Origin of the sequence: Ruminococcus sp. (assembly GCF_017549005.1) — a bacterium.
In the GTDB taxonomy this organism is placed as follows: Bacteria; Bacillota; Clostridia; order Oscillospirales; family Ruminococcaceae; genus Ruminococcus.
The window spans coordinates 56,798-73,910 of record NZ_JAFYYT010000056.1 but is presented as its reverse complement, the minus strand read 5'-3'; the positions used below and the strand labels follow the sequence as shown (position 1 = coordinate 73,910).

General features: G+C 50.9%; 17 protein-coding genes. All 17 read left to right on the top strand.

What is annotated here, in order from left to right:
* The first annotated feature begins 23 nt into the window (after positions 1 to 23).
* Positions 24 to 431 carry a YlbF family regulator gene (locus tag IKW96_RS14355; RefSeq protein WP_296576465.1) on the top strand — a complete coding sequence of 136 codons (408 nt, stop codon included), beginning with the start codon at positions 24 to 26 and terminating at the stop codon, positions 429 to 431.
* A gap of 33 nt (positions 432 to 464) precedes the next feature.
* On the top strand, positions 465 to 3,083 hold the full coding sequence (gene mutS, locus IKW96_RS14350; protein ID WP_296576464.1) for a DNA mismatch repair protein MutS: 2,619 nt from the start codon (positions 465 to 467) through the stop codon (positions 3,081 to 3,083).
* Between the two features lie 88 nt (positions 3,084 to 3,171).
* On the top strand, positions 3,172 to 3,396 hold the full coding sequence (locus IKW96_RS14345; protein WP_296576463.1) for a PF20097 family protein: 225 nt from the start codon (positions 3,172 to 3,174) through the stop codon (positions 3,394 to 3,396).
* 57 nt (positions 3,397 to 3,453) lie between these two features.
* Positions 3,454 to 4,068, top strand: a complete 615-nt coding sequence (locus IKW96_RS14340; RefSeq protein WP_296576462.1) for a hypothetical protein — start codon at positions 3,454 to 3,456, stop codon at positions 4,066 to 4,068.
* 30 nt (positions 4,069 to 4,098) lie between these two features.
* Entirely contained in the window at positions 4,099 to 6,108 is a 2,010-nt protein-coding gene (gene mutL, locus IKW96_RS14335) for a DNA mismatch repair endonuclease MutL (RefSeq protein WP_296576459.1), read from the top strand.
* Between the two features lie 9 nt (positions 6,109 to 6,117).
* A complete protein-coding gene (locus tag IKW96_RS14330) occupies positions 6,118 to 6,813 on the top strand; it encodes a hypothetical protein (protein ID WP_296576456.1) in 696 nt (231 codons plus the stop codon).
* Positions 6,797 to 7,750, top strand: a complete 954-nt coding sequence (gene miaA / locus IKW96_RS14325; RefSeq protein WP_296576452.1) for a tRNA (adenosine(37)-N6)-dimethylallyltransferase MiaA — start codon at positions 6,797 to 6,799, stop codon at positions 7,748 to 7,750. Before IKW96_RS14330 ends, miaA begins: the two co-directional genes overlap by 17 nt.
* Positions 7,751 to 7,847: 97 nt before the next feature.
* Positions 7,848 to 8,087, top strand: coding sequence for an RNA chaperone Hfq (hfq, locus tag IKW96_RS14320; RefSeq protein WP_295079446.1), 240 nt, complete (start codon positions 7,848 to 7,850; stop codon positions 8,085 to 8,087).
* Between the two features lie 11 nt (positions 8,088 to 8,098).
* A complete protein-coding gene (locus IKW96_RS14315) occupies positions 8,099 to 9,358 on the top strand; it encodes an HlyD family efflux transporter periplasmic adaptor subunit (RefSeq protein WP_296576450.1) in 1,260 nt (419 codons plus the stop codon).
* A complete protein-coding gene (locus IKW96_RS14310) occupies positions 9,348 to 10,040 on the top strand; it encodes a YggS family pyridoxal phosphate-dependent enzyme (protein ID WP_296576449.1) in 693 nt (230 codons plus the stop codon). The genes IKW96_RS14315 and IKW96_RS14310 overlap by 11 nt, the downstream gene beginning before the upstream one ends.
* Positions 10,041 to 10,137: 97 nt before the next feature.
* Positions 10,138 to 10,620, top strand: coding sequence for a cell division protein SepF (locus IKW96_RS14305; protein ID WP_296576446.1), 483 nt, complete (start codon positions 10,138 to 10,140; stop codon positions 10,618 to 10,620).
* Entirely contained in the window at positions 10,620 to 11,378 is a 759-nt protein-coding gene (locus IKW96_RS14300) for a YlmH/Sll1252 family protein (protein WP_296576443.1), read from the top strand. Before IKW96_RS14305 ends, IKW96_RS14300 begins: the two co-directional genes overlap by 1 nt.
* Positions 11,379 to 11,390: 12 nt before the next feature.
* Positions 11,391 to 11,960 (top strand): DivIVA domain-containing protein, encoded by a 570-nt coding sequence (locus IKW96_RS14295; RefSeq protein WP_296576440.1) that lies wholly within the window; start codon positions 11,391 to 11,393, stop codon positions 11,958 to 11,960.
* 61 nt (positions 11,961 to 12,021) lie between these two features.
* The gene (gene ileS, locus IKW96_RS14290; RefSeq protein WP_296576437.1) at positions 12,022 to 14,799 is read left to right on the top strand and encodes an isoleucine--tRNA ligase; all 2,778 of its coding nucleotides are present in this window, start codon (positions 12,022 to 12,024) and stop codon (positions 14,797 to 14,799) included.
* A 64-nt stretch (positions 14,800 to 14,863) separates the two neighbouring features.
* A complete protein-coding gene (lspA, locus tag IKW96_RS14285; protein ID WP_296576435.1) occupies positions 14,864 to 15,373 on the top strand; it encodes a signal peptidase II in 510 nt (169 codons plus the stop codon).
* Positions 15,366 to 16,280 carry an RluA family pseudouridine synthase gene (locus IKW96_RS14280; protein WP_296576433.1) on the top strand — a complete coding sequence of 305 codons (915 nt, stop codon included), beginning with the start codon at positions 15,366 to 15,368 and terminating at the stop codon, positions 16,278 to 16,280. The genes lspA and IKW96_RS14280 overlap by 8 nt, the downstream gene beginning before the upstream one ends.
* Positions 16,281 to 16,291: 11 nt before the next feature.
* Entirely contained in the window at positions 16,292 to 17,113 is an 822-nt protein-coding gene (locus tag IKW96_RS14275) for a Cof-type HAD-IIB family hydrolase (protein WP_296576429.1), read from the top strand.

The window sequence follows — 17,113 nt, the reverse complement described above, 5'->3', positions numbered from 1 at the left end:
AAAAAATAAAGGAGAAGATAGAAATGGATATTATGGAAATGACAAGAGAGCTTGGAAAGGCTCTTCAGCAGGATGACAGGTACATTGCGTATATGCTTGCAAAGCAGGCTAACGACGAGGATCAGGAGCTCCAGGAGGACATCGCTCACTTTGAGGATCTCCGTATCAACCTCGGAACGGCAATGAGCTCGGAGGAGCCCGATTCCGACAACATCAAGGCTCTTGACTCCGAGCTGAAAGCAGTTTATCAGAAGGTCATGAAGAACCCGAAAATGATAGTGTATTCGGGAGCACAGCAGGCTCTCGAAAAGCTTGTATCGAATATGCAGCAGATAATCAGTATGTGCGCCAACGGCGAGGACCCCGAAACCTGTCAGATACCCGAGGCAGGCTGTACAGGAAGCTGCGCTACCTGCGGCGGCTGTCACTGATGATCCGTAAAGCTGAGTAAAGGAGCAAAGCCAATGGAAATCGACAGAAGTAAAATATCCCCCATGATGCAGCAGTACTTCGAGGTCAAGGACAAGTACAGGGACTGCGTCCTGTTCTTCCGTCTCGGCGACTTCTACGAGATGTTCTTCGATGACGCCATCGAGGTGTCGAAGGCTCTCGAGCTGACCCTGACGGGCAGGGACTGCGGACTCGAGGAGAGGGCTCCCATGTGCGGAGTTCCCTATCATGCGGCGGATATGTACATAAAAAGGCTCATAGACATGGGCTTCAAGGTGGCTGTCTGCGAGCAGCTCACCGACCCTGCCGAGACCAAGGGTATAGTAGTCCGCGACGTTATCCGCGTGGTAACTCCGGGTACGCTGACGGAGAGCAGTATGCTCGACGACGGCAGCAACAACTACATATGCAGTATCTATTACGACGAGGAGAACAAGACCTGCGGCGTGGCTTCTGCCGATATTTCCACAGGTGAGGCTGCACTCAGCTTTTTCGGGGGCAAGGACTTGGAGGCAGGCGTCATCAACGAGCTCTCCCGCTGCCGTCCTGCGGAGATAATCTTCCCTCAGAACTTCCTTTCGCTGAAAGCGGCGGCGGAGTTCGTAAAGGTACGTCTTTCATGCGCGGTGACTCTCCGCGATACAATATGCTTCACGCCCTCGGCACGCAGGGATATGGCGGCAGCCGTATTCAATGTGAAGTCCGTCACAGAGCTCGGGATAAGCGAGGACGGAGCCGACTGCGCGGCTGTATGCGGACTTTTCGACTACATCAACGACACGCAGAAGTCCTCTGTGTCGAGATTTACTGCAATAGAGCTTCTCAGCGGCGATTCATTCATGGGTCTCGACCTCAATGCAAGGCGAAACCTCGAGCTCACGGAAACTCTCCGCAGCAAGGAGAAAAAGGGCTCTCTCCTGTGGGTGCTTGACTCCACAAAGACCTCAATGGGACGCAGGCTCCTGAAAAACTGGATAGAGCAGCCCCTTAAGAGCCCTGCAAGGATAATCGAGCGTCTTGATGCAGTGGAGGCTCTCTACCGCAAGAGCGTAGTCCTCACGGACCTTTCGGCTCTTCTTGACAGAGTTTACGACCTGGAGCGCCTTATGACGAAGGTCATGTACAAGAGCGCAAATCCCCGCGACTTAAAATCGCTTTCGGCAACCGCCATGCAGCTGCCCCTCATAAAGCAGGAGCTGGAAAAGCTGTCCGACTCGAAGCTCCTTGCACGATACAACAGCGAGATATCCACACTTGACGAGCTTGTGAACCTTGTTGAGAACGCAATTATGGACGAGCCTCCCATATCGGTAAAGGACGGTGGAGTCATAAAAGAGGGCTTCAATAAGGAGCTTGACGACCTCCGTCATATAATGAACAACGGAAAGGGCATAATAGATGAGATAGAGCAGCGCGAAAAGGAGGCTACAGGCATAAAGAGCCTGAAAATAGGCTACAACCGCGTCTTCGGCTACTATCTTGAGGTAACGCGCTCCTACTATGACCTTATCCCCGAGGGCTGGATACGCAAGCAGACCCTTGCCAATGCGGAGCGCTTCATAACGGAGGAGCTCAAAAACGCTGAAAACGCCATACTCGGCGCAAAGGACAAGGCTCTCTCACTTGAAGCGGATATATTCTCCGAGGTGCGCGACTTCCTTGCCACAAAGCTTGAAGCCGTACAGAAAACAGCCTCAGCAGTTGCGGCCGTGGACGTGCTCTGCTCTTTTGCGGACGTAGCTCTGCGGAATCAGTACGTAAAGCCCGATATCACCATTGACGGCTCGATAGATATAAAGGCGGGACGTCACCCTGTTGTGGAGCTCATGCTCACAGACGAGATGTTCGTGCCCAACGACCTCCATATCGACAACAAGGCTGACCGTATGTCAATAATCACGGGTCCCAATATGTCAGGTAAGTCCACCTATATGAGACAGGCGGCGCTCATAGTCCTCATGGCTCAGATAGGCAGCTTCGTGCCTGCGGACAGTGCTAAAATATCCGTAGTGGACAAGATATTCACCCGTGTGGGAGCCTCCGACGACCTTACGGCAGGACAGTCCACATTCATGGTAGAAATGAGCGAGGTCTCGGACATACTCAGGAATGCGACCCCCAACAGCCTTGTGATCCTTGACGAAGTGGGACGCGGAACCTCCACCTTTGACGGCGTGAGCATAGCCCGTGCTGTTGCGGAGTACATATGCAGCTCAAAGAAGCTGGGCTGCAAGACCCTTTTTGCCACACACTATCACGAGCTCATAGGTCTCGAGAACGAGCTGGAGGGAGTTAAGAACTACAGCATAGCCGTTAACAAGCACGGCGGAACTATCCGTTTCCTGCGAAAAATAGTCCGCGGCGGCGTAGATGAGAGCTACGGTGTTGACGTAGCCAAGCTGGCAGGACTTCCTGCAAAGGTAGTCGCACGTGCAAGGGAGCTCCTTGAAGAAATGGAAAGAGCTCACGCGGCTGAGCGTCCTGTGGCCGTCCGCGAGGATTCGGGACAGATAAGCTTCGGCAGTCTGGGACGTGAGGCGGCACTGGAAATGCTTGAAAAGACCAATATCGATGAGCTTTCGGACAGCGAATGCCGCGAGCTCCTCAGCGATATGCTGGCGGCGCTCCAGTGAGAGCCGTTAGCCCTTAGCCTTTAGGAAGCGGCAGAGCCCAAATATCGAAGGCGCCCTCTGATAACATGAACAAGAAGGAGGGAACGGCATGGAATGCAGATATTGCGGAAGCAAGCTGCAAAAAGGCAGAATAAGGTCTAAAGCAAGCTGGCTTAATCCCATTGCTGCTTCAAGCCTTGTATGGACTGACGAAAAGGATATAGGTAAGCTGAAACGGAATGAAGCAAAGCTTTCAGAGGAAAATGAAGCATGGTACTGTGAGACCTGTAAGCTTGTATTTTCAGAGCTGCCTGTAAAGCCGCCTGTTTTTTGAATTTGTCCGATAAGAGACACTGCAATTATAAATTATATTAAATCTGAGGTGAACAAAATGCCTGCTTACTTTTCTATGATAATGGAATTCAGCCGTGCAGAGCTGGATTTTGACAATATGAAGGAGCTCACTGCTTACATAAAGCACGCAGGGCTCGAATTCAGAAGCGGAACAGTACATTCCGATACTATCGAGGGTATCATGAACTGGAACCAGCAGAAACTTGAGGACGACTTTGAGCTCGGCTATGACGAGGACGTTTCCAACGACTACAAGCAGATGTGCTTCAACTACGAAGGCTTTTCCGAGGTGCGCGGCTTTATCACGAATGAAGCGCCTATACGCGGTGAGTATACCTTTACTCTGCTTATCCCCGAGGACGAAGTCATCATTGAGAAGAATACCTACAAAAAAGAGGCTGTGGACAAGCTGAAGGCCATTGCCTCAAAGCTGTGGATACTGCCGAAAACACGTACCATGCAGACAGAGTTGGAGCTTGGAGAGGGGATAGCTCCCGAAGCGGATATAAGGGACGGCGCAGCTCCCAGTGCCTGTCCATTCGCCATAGTATCCGAAAAGCAGTTCGGACGCATGGACACAGCGAATTATACCGCAGAGCATATCGAATACGGCGGAGTTATCCTCACGCCAAAGGATATAAAGCTGGTCTGAACTGCGCGTCATTCAGAAAGGAAGTAAAAAATGCCCCCCATTAATGTCCTCAGCAAGGAAATATCAGAGCTTATCGCCGCAGGAGAGGTCATAGAGCGTCCCTCCTCGGTAATAAAGGAGCTTGTGGAAAACTCAATAGACTCGGGCGCAAGGCATATCACCGTTGAGATAAAGAACGGCGGCACTACCTATATGCGCGTTACCGACGACGGCTGCGGAATGTCATTTGACGACGTACCGAAAGCCTTTCTTCGTCATGCCACCAGCAAGATAAGCGCAAAGGAGGACCTTGACAATATCATCACCCTCGGCTTCCGCGGAGAAGCTCTTGCTTCTGTGGCTGCGGTCTCACGTGTGGAGATAATGACCAAGCAGCGCGAGCAGCTCTACGGCACTCTCTACAGTATCGAGGGCAGCGCGGAGAAGTCCCATGAGGAGAGCGGCTGTCCCGACGGCACGACCGTACTGATACGCGACCTTTTCTATAATGTCCCTGCAAGGCGCAAGTTCATGAAGAAGGACGTTACCGAGGGAAACGCAGTCAGCACAATCCTGCAGAAAATAGCCATGTCCCACCCCGATATCGCGTTCAGGTTCATACGTGACAACCGCACGGAGTTCAATTCCAGCGGCGACGGTGAGCTCTTTTCGGCTATATATGCAGTCTACGGACGTGATTTCGCCCGTGACCTCATTCCCGTGGATTATGAATACGAGGGAGTACACGTGGGCGGATTCGTAATAAAGCCTCTTTACTCTAAGACCAACCGTTCTTTCCAGAATTACTTTGTGAACGGCAGATATGTACGTTCAAGACTTTGCTCTTCAGCTCTCGAGAACGCCTATACGAATATGATAATGACGGGAAAATTCCCTGCCTGCGTGCTTCTCATAGACCTTGCCCCAAACGCTATGGACGTCAATATCCACCCGACCAAAGCGGAGGTGCGCTTCACCAATGAGAAGTCGGTTTCCGACGCCATTTACTTTGCGGTAAAGAACGCCATGATGAAGGACGGTCTCATATACGAATTTGAGCTCAAGCCCCATGCGGACTGGACAAAGGCTGCTCCCGAGCAGGAGGAGTTGAAGCAGCAGGAGTTCCTTTTCACTCCCGTTGACAAGATAGAGGAGACCGAGCAGAGGCTTGGGGCGGCTGCTGCCCCTGTGTATACGGCTCCGAAGCCGACAGCTGAGGAACCGCCCTTGACTGCGGATATAAAGCCGAGCCCTGCTTATGACGAGCCGGAGCCCGTACAGCCTGTAGTACCTGAAATAAAACCTGCGGAGACAGCTGCGGGAACTGCTCCGGATACGGTGAGCGAAGCCGCTCCCGGGCCTGCAAAGGTGGAAGTTCCCGAGCCTGCGGCAGTCGAGGGCTTCAGCTACATCACGCAGCAGTCATTTGCGGCAGCTCCTGCGCCTAAGCCTGCGGAGGAGGAAAAACGTGAGTCGGTATGGACGGAAAAGCCAAAGATCCGCGTTATCGGCGAAGCCTTCGGACTTTACATAGTCGCGGAGGTGGGCGATGACACCATGATAATGATAGACAAGCACGCTGCACACGAGCGTATAATCTTTGAGCGCCTGAAAAGCCGCAACTGCCGCCAGTACAGCCAGCAGCTCCTCACAGGGGTGAAAGTCCTTCTCACAGGGGACGAGTTTAGTGCTCTTGAGGCAAATCAGGAGCTTCTTGCGGACCTGGGCTTCGCATTTGACTTCTCGGAGAAACCCTGCGTGGTGGCCACGGCTGTTCCCACATTTATCATGGAGCTTGACATGGAGGATATAATCTCGGAGATAGCAAACAATCTCCGTATGTACAGCCACGATCCCCAGTCGCGGGTGCTGGACGATATGCTCCACACAGTTGCCTGCAAATCGGCGATAAAGGGCAATGACAAGAACGATATCGCGGAGCTCCAGTCACTTGCGGAGCAGGTCTACTTTGATGATAGGATACGCCATTGTCCCCACGGCAGACCTGTGATGTTCACAATGACAAAGAGCAATATATCCCACCAGTTCGGAAGAACGTAAGGAGAGGCCATGAAACGAGCGGTAAAAGCCCTTATTGCAGTATATTTTTCGTTGCTGATGTGTATTTTCGGCGGAACTGCCGCCTATGCATGGGACGCTGATACTTCACATCTGCATATAAGCTTGGGGAAAGTCCCCGATGAAACTGTATTTGCCGATATACTGCTGAAAGGCAGCTGGAGCAAGGCGGAGACCGATTTCATGGAGAGCAACGGAAAGCTTCTTGGGATCATCCGTGACAGCGAGATCGCAAAATACAGCAAAGACGGCTATACGAGTATGCTTTTTAAGCATAACTGCGCCGAATTTCAGGAATGTGACATGACCGCTGAGAACGGCAGAAAGCATATGATTTTTAAGCTTGATATCCCAAGCGATGAGATATTCAACCATTTCGGCAGCATAAAGGTCGCTTATTGCGGTAAAGAGGGCAATATCCTCGGTATCACCGACGAAGTCAGGATAAAAAAAGTATTCTGGGGCAAACCTGCATACAATATATCAGCTGACGGAAATACCCTTACCTGCGATGTGAATAAAGGACCTCCCTATTTCATGATAGTCTTTTTGCCTGTGACAGCTGCTGTGCTGTTTTTCACAATAACAGCTGCTGTTATCACGGTGAAATTGAGAAAAAGGATTCAGACAGCAAGGAGCATAAAACGCATACAGTCGGGAGAAATCGATAATGAACGAAAAGAATAACAAGCCCTTTGTGCTTGCCGTTGTGGGACCCACAGCCTCGGGCAAGACATGGCTGGGCGTTGAGCTTGCGAAGATTTACGGCGGAGAGGTCATCTCCGCCGATTCCATGCAGATATACAAGGGCATGGACATAGCCTCGGCAAAGCCGACAGAAGCCGAAAAACAGGGTATCCCGCATCATCTCATGGGCATACTTGACAGGGACGTGAGCTTCAGCGCCGCGGACTACGTACAGCTTGCCAATAAAAAGACAGAGGAGATACTCTCACTGGGGAAACTCCCCATAATAGTGGGCGGAACGGGGCTTTACATCGACTCCCTCCTTGAAAACGTGAAGTTTTCCGAGGGCGGCAGCGACGAGGCTTACCGTGAGGAACTCTACGCATTTGCCCGTGAGAACGGTAACGAAGCCCTCCACGCCCGTCTTGCGGAGCTCGACCCCGAAGCCGCAGAGGGCATACACCCGAATAATCTCGTGAGAGTTGTACGCGCACTGGAGGTCTGCAAGGTGACTGGGCGGCGTTTCAGCGAGCTGAAAAAGGAGAGCCGCCTTGTGGAGAGCCCCTACAATTCCCTTATCATCGGGCTCAGCTTTGAGGACAGGCAGAAGCTCTACGACCGCATAGATATGCGCGTTGACGAAATGGTGAAGTCGGGGCTTATCGAAGAAGCGCGGCAGCTCTGGCATGAAAGCGCCATGAAGACCGCCGCCAACGCCATAGGCTACAAGGAGCTCATACCATATTTCGAGGGGAAAGCTGCTCTGAGCGACTGCATTGACACCATAAAGCAGGAAACAAGGCATTATGCCAAGCGCCAACTGACGTGGTTCCGCAAAAACACCCGTATTGAGTGGCTGTTTTTGGACAGATTTAATAAAAATAATGAAATATTAGAAAAATGCAAAAAAACTATAGCCAAATACTTGGAAATGTGATATAATGTACTGTGTGTATTTCTGTGCGGGCAATTTGGTAAAAAATTTTGCTCTCAAAGCTTTACACGGAAACAAATATCTGATAGGAGTAATGTGTATGAACAAAACAATCAATCTGCAGGACGTGTTCCTCAATCAGTGCAGAAAAGACAAGATCATGGTAACAATCATACTCACAAACGGTTTCCAGTTCAAGGGAATGGTAAGAGGTTTCGACAGCTATGTAGCTATCTTTGACTGCGACGGAAAGCAGCAGCTCGTATACAAGCACGCTATTTCCACTATCATACCTGCAAGATCTGTTTCAATCCTTGACGCTTCCGAAAAGAACGACTAAGGGTGATCTGAATGGGATTTTCCAAGTCGGATGGCAGCTTCATGGTCAAGTTCCTCAGGAACGTGGTGCTTGTGCTGCTTCTGATCGTGTTTGTCAGCATAGTCTATAACTTCCGCAACAGGGAAAGCGATACAGTCTCCGCCCTTACAGCCTCGGCGCTGTCGTCAAGGGAGTACAAGGGCGTGTTCATCAGGGACGAGGAGATACAGCTTTACAGCGGAAACGGCTTCCTCAGCTACAACGTGTCGGACGGCGGAAAGGTCGGAAACGATACGGTCATCGCAGAGGCTTACCTCGACGACGAACAGCTGAGTATAAAGCATGAGCTGGCTAAGCTCGGAAGAGAGCTCAGCATACTGGAAAAGATAACCAATCCCGGTACTCTTGAATCCGCACAGCCTTCAAGCCTTTCCGAAAGTATCAGCGAAAGCTACCGCAGCCTTATCTACTACAGGGATATGGGCAAACTGGATGAACTGAACGACGCAAAGGACGATCTCCTTATACAGCTCAGTACATACCAGATAGTCACAGATGAGGTACAGGGCTTCGACCAGAAGATAATTGACATAAGGAACGAGATAGACAAGCTCAATGCCAGAAGATCGGCTCCCAGCGAAACGGTCAGAGCTCCGCGCTCGGCTTATTTCGTGAGCTATATCGACGGCTATGAGGAAAAGCTGAATACTCATAATATGGACAAGCTCACAGTATCCATGCTGGAGGAGATCACCGACAGAAAGTCTACCGCGCCCAATGTTGTGGGCAAGCTTATCGACGGTTACGGCTGGTATCTTGCCGTAGTTGCGGATAATTCCAAAAAGACTTACGCTATCGGCGATAATGTGCAGCTGAGATTTGATTCCTCGGCTGAGAGCTATCCTGCGGTGATACACGATATCCGCGATGAAAAGAAGGATAAGAGCATCATCATCATTTACTGCGACAAGTTCAACTATGAGCTCGTACAGCACAGAGCCGAGATAGTCGAGCTGATAAAGGACGACTATACGGGACTTAAAGTGCCCCGTGAGGCTATCCGCTTCGCCGACGTCACTGAAACAGTGGACGACGGGAACGGAAATGTCAGCGAAAAGGTCTCGAAGTGCAAGGGCGTTTATATCCGTAAGGGCGAGCAGATACTCTTCAAAAGGATAGAGGTAATCTACGAGGGCACCGATTACGTACTCTCAAAGCCGATGAACGACGATGAGTTCCTTGCGCTTTACGATGATATACTGATAGAGGAGGTCGAAAAGAATGAAAAGTGACGATCTCGCTTATATCGACGAGAACCTGCACATAATAAAAGAGAGATGCGCCGAGGCAATGGCAAAATACCGGAGCCCCGACGATAATGTACGTATCATGGCGGTCACCAAGACTGTTGCTCCCGTGGCGATAAATCACGCCGTTGAGCTGGGAATAGATCTTCTCGGCGAAAACAGGGTGCAGGAGTACCTCTCAAAGGCAGACTTCTATGACAAGTCGGCAGAGGTGCAGTTCATAGGTCATTTACAGACAAACAAGGTAAAATATATCATAAATACGGTAAGCATGATACAGTCCGTGGACAGCCTCAGGCTGGGACAGGAGATAAGCCGCCTCGCTGTTAAGAACGGCAGGATAATGGATATCCTCTGCGAAGTCAATATCGGCGGAGAGGAGTCCAAGAGCGGTATAGCTCCCACAGGACTGAAAGAGCTTATCAGCGGGCTCTCGGAGCTCGAAGGCGTGCGTGTAAGAGGTCTCATGACCATTCCGCCGCCGTCAGACAGCGATATCTTCCTCGGACGCATGAAGGAGCTGTACGAAAGTATCTCCTCAGAGTACAAGGGCATGGATACGCTTTCAATGGGTATGACCCACGATTACGCCGAAGCGATAAGATACGGTTCAACACTGGTGCGTATAGGCACGGGACTGTTCGGCGCAAGGGACTACTCAAAGTAACTCCCCGGCGGAAAGCCGGATATCAACACGGGATACTCCGCATTGATCCTGTGAAGAGAGATAAAAAATATAAATAATGCGGAGAAGGAGTATTAAGATGAAACTTTTTGAGAACATTAAGGAATTTTTCTTTGCTGAAGAGGACGACGATTTTGACGCAGATGTTCCTGTTCGTCACGAACGCGGCGAAAGAAGCGGCTTCCAGCCGTCACCGCAGGACGATGCTCCCGTAAACGAAAGCGGACTTGGCGGCGGCATGAGCAGAGAAAGACGCAATAAGGTCGTTAATATACAGACAACAGCACAGCTTCAGGTGGTGCTTGTAAAGCCCTCTGCATTTACAGACGCAAAGCAGATAGCAGACCACCTGATCGCTAAGAAGACGGTAGTTCTCAACCTTGAGACAGCTTCGCCCGAGAACAAGAGAAGAATAATCGACTTCCTCGTAGGCGTTGCTTATGCAAACGGCGGAAGCCTCAAGCCTGTCGCTAACCTTACCTACATCATCACTCCTTATAATGTAGGCTTTATCGGCGAGGACCTCGTAGGCGAGCTGGAGAACAACGGTGTATTCATCTGATGAACGAACCGTCGGATAAGCTTTTTACCGCAAGGCTCGGGGACATGGCAGCGCTCTGTGAAAGGGACGGAGCAGCCGTGTTCTCGTCCTTTTTCGATGAAAGACAGTGCGCGGAAGCAGAGGCGTGGTGCTCGAGGAATACGGGTGCGCTGAGGTACAGACTGTGGGGCGGCTATGAGGACGCAAGACGCAGGATGCTGGCCATATATCCCGATTACTGCGAGGACTGTATCCTTGAGGAATATCCCTTCGTCTGCCTCACCTTTGAATACAGGGCGGAGGACAGGCTCTCTCACAGGGACTTTCTTGGCTCATTCATGGGCCTGCAGCTGAAGCGCGAGGTCATAGGCGATATCGTGGTCACAGATGGCATTACACAGGCCTTCGTTACCGGGGTGGCTGCGAGACATATAACAGGAAGCTTGTCCAAAATAGGCAGAGTCGGAGTGAAGATTTCCGACAGCAGACCATTTATACTTGAAAACGCTCAGAAGTTTCAGGAAATATGCGGTACGGTCGCGTCGCTGCGTCTCGACTGTGTGGTCGGACTTGCTGCAAAGCTCAGCAGGGAAAAGGCGGCGGCACTTATCCGCACGGACAGAGTTGAAGTCAATCACCTGCCCGTTCCATCAGTCTCCCATGAACTCAGGGGCGGAGATATATTGTCGATTAGGGGCTACGGAAGATTTGTACTTTCCGAAATAAACGGTCATACAAAGAAAGACCGCATACACATTAACTTGAAGAAATATATTTAGAGGTGAATTGAAATGATAACTTCAAAAGATGTCAGAAACAAAAGGTTTGAAAAAGCAGCTTTCGGATACAAGCAGGAGGAGATAGACGAGTTCCTCAATCAGCTGGAGGCAGAGCTTGACGAAATGGAGCGCGAGCGCGCAGAGGCAAACAGCAAGATACAGGTGCTTGCAGATAAGGTAAGAGAGTATATGAGAGACGAGGACGCTCTCAAGGACGCTCTTCTCGGCGCTCAGAAGCAGGGACATCAGGTGCTCAACGAAGCTAACGAAAAGGCAGAGCAGATAATCGCAGAGGCACAGGCAAAGGCTGACGCCCTCGAGGACGAGGCTGTCCGTCAGCACGCTGAGGCTATGGAAAAGAACCGCGAGGAGATCGCAAAGGAAAAGGAAGCTCTCATCGAAGCTCAGCAGCAGGTTGCAGACTTCAAGAAGAGCCTCTTCGATATGTACAAGAGCCACCTCGAGCTCATTTCCTCTATGCCCGAGACCTTTGACAACGAGACAGAGGAAGAGGAGACAGAGGAGAAGGCAGAGACAGCTGAAGAGATCGCAGCAGCAGTTGCTTCAGAGGTCGAGGAATAATCATAAACAAAAAGATCGAAAGGAGGATCTCTCCGAGCTTTTGAAGGAGAGATCGGATAGTATGGCACAGGATTATAACAGTACTCTTAATTTACCGCAGACAGAGTTCCCCATGCGCGGAAATCTGCCGAAAAGAGAGCCTGAAACTCTCAAAAAGTGGGAGGATGAACGCCTCTACTACAAGATGATAGAAAAGAACAAGGGCAAGCCCTCATATGTTCTCCACGACGGACCTCCCTATGCCAACGGCGAGATCCATCTTGGTCATGCGCTTAACAAGTCGCTCAAGGACTTCATCGTTAAGTACAAGAATATGAGCGGATTCTGTTCTCCGTATGTTCCCGGCTGGGACACTCACGGACTTCCTATCGAGCTTAAGGCTATGAAGGCTATCGGTGTTGAGAACGGTGCTATCCCTGCTGTAGATCTCAGAAAGCATTGCCGCGAGTACGCTATGACTCAGGTCGCAAACCAGATGAAGGGCTTCAAGCGCCTCGGTTCGCTGGGCGACTATGACTATCCTTACCTGACACTTCGCCCCGAGTACGAGGCAAAGCAGGTAGAGGTATTCGGCTCGATGGTAAAGAAGGGCTATATGTACAAGGGCTTAAAGCCTGTATACTGGTGCCCCGACTGTAATACAGCTCTCGCTGAGGCTGAGATCGAGTATTCAAACGACCCGTGCTATTCTATCTATGTCAAGTTCAACGTAACAGACGATAAGGGCATCTTCAGAGGCCTCGGACTTGACCTTTCAAAGATATATTTTGTTATCTGGACTACCACTACATGGACTATCCCGGGCAACCTTGCTATATGCCTCGGTCCCGAGTACAACTATACTCTCGTTCATGTTGGCGACGAGTACTATGTAATGGCTGAGGAGCTCGTAAAGACTACTATGGAGACTGCGGGTATCACAGAGTATACCACAGAGCATATCTTCACAGGCGCAGAGCTCGAAGGCATGAAGACAAAGCACCCTCTCTACGACCGTCCGTCACCCATAATCGTCGGCGACCACGTTACTCTTGAAAGCGGTACAGGCTGCGTACATACAGCTCCCGGCTACGGTGTTGAGGACTTTGAGGTGTGCAAGAAGTACGACGATATCGGTATCATCGTATGCGTTGACTCAAAGGGCAAGCAGACAGCCGAGGCAGGCGAATTTGAGGGAATGGACACAGATCAGGCAAACAAGGCTATCGCTGCAAAGCTCACGGAGCTTGGCGCTATGCTGGCTACACAGAAGATCGTCCACCAGTATCCTCACTGCTGGAGATGTAACAGCCCTATCATATACAGAGCTACAGAGCAGTGGTTCTGCTCAGTAAACGGCTTCAAGGACGAGGCTATAAAGGCTATCGAGTCCGTTCAGTGGATACCCGAGTGGGGCGAGGACAGAATAAAGGGCATGGTCCGCGACAGAAGCGACTGGTGCATATCCCGTCAGAGAACATGGGGCGTTCCGATACCTGTTGTTTACTGTAAGGACTGCGGCAAGCCTATCTGCAACGACGAGACTATCTCCGCTATATCGGAGCTCTTCCGCAAGGAGGGCAGCGACGCATGGTGGATAAAGGATACAAAGGAATTCATCCCCGCAAGCGTTAAGTGCGAATGCGGCTGCGGCGAGTTCACCAAGGAATACGACATCATGGACGTATGGTTCGACAGCGGCGTATCACACACATCTGTTATGGAGGGCAAGGACTTCCCGAGCCTTTCATGGCCTGCTGACCTTTATCTCGAGGGCGCTGACCAGTACAGAGGCTGGTTCCAGTCATCTCTCCTCACATCAGTAGTATACAAGGGACAGTCGCCTTACAAGGCAGTATGCACCCACGGCTGGGTCGTTGACGGCGAGGGCAAGGCAATGCACAAGTCACTCGGAAACGGTATCGACCCCAGCGAGATAACAGACCAGTACGGTGCTGATATCCTCCGTCTGTGGGCAGCTTCTTCCGACTACCACAGCGATATCCGTATCTCAAAGCCTATCCTCGGACAGCTTTCAGATGCTTACAAGAAGATAAGAAATACCGCACGTTTCATACTTGGCAACCTCGGAAACGGCGCAGGATTCGATCCCGACAAGGACAGCGTAAGCGACGCTCAGCTCACAGAGCTTGACAAATGGGCTCTCATGAAGCTCGACTCACTCATCGACAAGATGAAGGAGGGCTATGAGGCGTTCGATTTTCATATCGCACTCCATGCGCTCCACAATTTCTGCGTAATAGATATGTCCAACTTCTATCTTGACATCATCAAGGACAGACTTTACTGCGAGAAGGAGGATTCAGTCCTCCGCCGCGCAGCTCAGACGGCAATGTACCGCATAATCAGTGCGATAACAAGACTTGCCGCACCTATCATTTCATTCACAGCCGAGGAGATATGGCAGTTCATGCCTCACTCCGCAGGCGATGACACTCAGAGTGTATTCCTCAATCAGATGCCTGAGAAGAGCGGCATAGAGTTCTCTGCCGACTTCATCGACAAGTGGCAGTTCATCTACAATACACGTCTCGGAGCAAACAAGGCTCTCGAGGACGCAAGAAACGAAAAGACTATCGGTAAGTCTCTCGAGGCTAAAATAATAATCAAGAGCAGCGACGCGGATTACGACAAGTACATCGCTATCGCCGATCAGCTCAAGGATATCCTCATCGTTTCAGGCGTAGAGGTAGAAAAGAACGGCGCTGAGACTGTTTACGCAGTTGCTCAGGCTGAGGGAGAAAAGTGCGAACGCTGCTGGTGCTTCAGCAAGTACGTTGGCACAAATCATACACATCCTACTCTCTGCGAGAGATGCGCTGTCGCAGTAGAAGCTTGATTTGTACTATATTGCCTGTCGGCTCATCAGGTCGGCAGGCAGTCTTATTGAAAGGATAAAACACATGGCGGTAATACTCACTTTGCTGACGGTGCTGCTCGTTGCAGTGGATCAGATCGTAAAATACTGGGCGGTGCATGAGCTCAAGCCCGTGGGAACTATGGACTTTATCCGCATCGGCGACTTCAGGATATTCGACCTGACCTACCTTGAGAACGAGGGAGCTATATTCGGCGTTATGTCGGGACAGAGGTGGTTCCTTGTAGGCTTTACCAGCATTATCGTACTGCTGGGCGTGTTCCTGCTCATAAAGCTGTACCGCCGCTCGAAGTTCCTCAATGTAGCCATAGCACTTTTTATTGCAGGCGGTATCGGCAATCTCATAGACCGTTTCCGCTATGCATATGTGGTGGATATGTTTGAGTTCAAGCCCTTCCACTTCGCTATATTCAACGTTGCGGACATATGCGTCACCTTTGCGTTCATAATGCTCATAATTTACGGACTTTTCATCGATCCGAAGATAGAAAAGGCTGAGAAGGCGAAGAAGGAAAAGGCGGAAGCAGATGAATGAGACAGTCTTGCTGACGGCTTCGGCAGAGGACGCAGGAAGCCGTATCGACAAGTATATCGCGGACAATGTCGGGGAGCTTACACGCTCTGCCGTGCAGGGGCTCATTGAAAAAGGACTTGTCCTTGTGAACGGTAAAGAGGTAAGCAAGAACTGCAAGCTGAAAGCAGGGGACGAGGTCACGGTGGAGATACCCGAGCCAGAGCCTATGGACGCAGTTCCCGAGGATATCCCCCTCGATATAGTCTATGAGGACGATGACCTCCTCGTTGTGAACAAGCCAAAGGGCATGGTGGTACACCCTGCGCACGGCAATTACACGGGAACTCTCGTGAACGCTCTCCTGCACCACTGCGGAGACAGCCTTTCGGGCATAAACGGAGTTATCCGCCCCGGGATAGTCCACCGTATCGACAAGAACACCAGCGGACTTCTCATAGTTGCGAAGAACGACGCTTCCCATTTAAAGCTTGCGGAGCAGATAAAGGCTCACAGCTTCACCCGTGAGTACGAAGCAGTAGCCTGCGGCTTTTTCAAGGAGTCCGAGGGTACGATAGACGCTCCCATAGGACGCCATAAGACCGACCGCAAGAAGATGTGCGTAACTGCCGAAAACTCGCGCAATGCAGTAACCCATTACAGCGTTATAAAGCAGTACGGCGGCTATGCTCATGTGAAACTCAGGCTCGAAACGGGAAGAACTCATCAGATAAGAGTCCATCTCAGCTATATCGGACACCCCGTACTGGGGGACGACGTCTACGGAAAGCCCTACAAGGGCATAGAGGGACAGTGCCTCCATGCCCGTAAAATAGGATTTATCCACCCGTCAACAGGAGAGTACATGGAGTTTGAGAGCGGGCTGCCCGATTATTTTGTATCCATACTTGCAAGGCTTGAAAAGATGTAGGAGGAATACCCTTGTTTGAAGATATATCAAAAGTAGTCCTGCTGAGCGACCTTGACGGTACTCTGCTGAGTACGGACAAGCGGATAACCGACACCGACCGCCGCGCTATAGAGCGCTTTACGGCTATGGGCGGACGTTTCACAGTGGCAACAGGCCGCACTGTTCAGTCCTTTGAGCAGTTCCTCAGCATACTTCCCCTCGGTTATCCTATAATAATGTATAACGGAGCGGCTATCCACGACTACAAAAGCGGAAAAACACTTTACACACATCCTCTCCCGAAAGAAGCAAGGAGCTACGTTGAAGAGCTTCTCGGTCTCATGCCCGAGGCGGGCGGAGAGGTGCTGAAAACCGACGGCACCTATGTTTTCAGCAATACAGATTATCAGCAGCTGCACACAAGGCTCTGCGGCATTGTCCCGAACTATGCGGAGCTGAAAGATATAGAGGACGGCGGCTGGCTGAAGGTGCTTTTCTCCCTGTCCCCGGAGGACGTGGAGCATATGGAGCTTCTTGTGAAGAAGCTGGGACATGAGGGCGTAGACTATGTCAAGTCCTCGGATATATTTCTTGAAATGCTCCCCTTGGGAGTGAGCAAGGGCTCGGCTCTTGCAGAGTACAGAAAGCTGAGCGGCATGGAGGGCTGCACATTTGTGTCAGTAGGCGACTTTGACAACGATATAGAGATGATAGTCGAAGCCGATGTGGGAGCTTGTCCCGCAAACGCTGAAAGATCCGTAAAGGAAAAGGCAGACCTTATCCTTGACCGCACCAACGACGAGGGAGCTGTTTCAGAGCTTATAGAATATATAATCGAAAGGTGCAGAAAGTAG

What these genes read in the sequence shown, in the direction of transcription:
- IKW96_RS14295 (WP_296576440.1), top strand. Translation starts at nt 11,391, where the DNA reads ATGATAACTTCAAAAGATGTCAGAAACAAAAGGTTTGAAAAAGCAGCT.
- miaA (WP_296576452.1), top strand. Translation starts at nt 6,797, where the DNA reads ATGAACGAAAAGAATAACAAGCCCTTTGTGCTTGCCGTTGTGGGACCC.
- IKW96_RS14355 (WP_296576465.1), top strand. Translation starts at nt 24, where the DNA reads ATGGATATTATGGAAATGACAAGAGAGCTTGGAAAGGCTCTTCAGCAG.
- IKW96_RS14345 (WP_296576463.1), top strand. Translation starts at nt 3,172, where the DNA reads ATGGAATGCAGATATTGCGGAAGCAAGCTGCAAAAAGGCAGAATAAGG.
- hfq (WP_295079446.1), top strand. Translation starts at nt 7,848, where the DNA reads ATGAACAAAACAATCAATCTGCAGGACGTGTTCCTCAATCAGTGCAGA.
- mutL (WP_296576459.1), top strand. Translation starts at nt 4,099, where the DNA reads ATGCCCCCCATTAATGTCCTCAGCAAGGAAATATCAGAGCTTATCGCC.
- IKW96_RS14300 (WP_296576443.1), top strand. Translation starts at nt 10,620, where the DNA reads ATGAACGAACCGTCGGATAAGCTTTTTACCGCAAGGCTCGGGGACATG.
- IKW96_RS14340 (WP_296576462.1), top strand. Translation starts at nt 3,454, where the DNA reads ATGCCTGCTTACTTTTCTATGATAATGGAATTCAGCCGTGCAGAGCTG.
- IKW96_RS14310 (WP_296576449.1), top strand. Translation starts at nt 9,348, where the DNA reads ATGAAAAGTGACGATCTCGCTTATATCGACGAGAACCTGCACATAATA.
- ileS (WP_296576437.1), top strand. Translation starts at nt 12,022, where the DNA reads ATGGCACAGGATTATAACAGTACTCTTAATTTACCGCAGACAGAGTTC.
- IKW96_RS14305 (WP_296576446.1), top strand. Translation starts at nt 10,138, where the DNA reads ATGAAACTTTTTGAGAACATTAAGGAATTTTTCTTTGCTGAAGAGGAC.
- IKW96_RS14330 (WP_296576456.1), top strand. Translation starts at nt 6,118, where the DNA reads ATGAAACGAGCGGTAAAAGCCCTTATTGCAGTATATTTTTCGTTGCTG.
- IKW96_RS14315 (WP_296576450.1), top strand. Translation starts at nt 8,099, where the DNA reads ATGGGATTTTCCAAGTCGGATGGCAGCTTCATGGTCAAGTTCCTCAGG.
- mutS (WP_296576464.1), top strand. Translation starts at nt 465, where the DNA reads ATGGAAATCGACAGAAGTAAAATATCCCCCATGATGCAGCAGTACTTC.
- IKW96_RS14280 (WP_296576433.1), top strand. Translation starts at nt 15,366, where the DNA reads ATGAATGAGACAGTCTTGCTGACGGCTTCGGCAGAGGACGCAGGAAGC.
- lspA (WP_296576435.1), top strand. Translation starts at nt 14,864, where the DNA reads ATGGCGGTAATACTCACTTTGCTGACGGTGCTGCTCGTTGCAGTGGAT.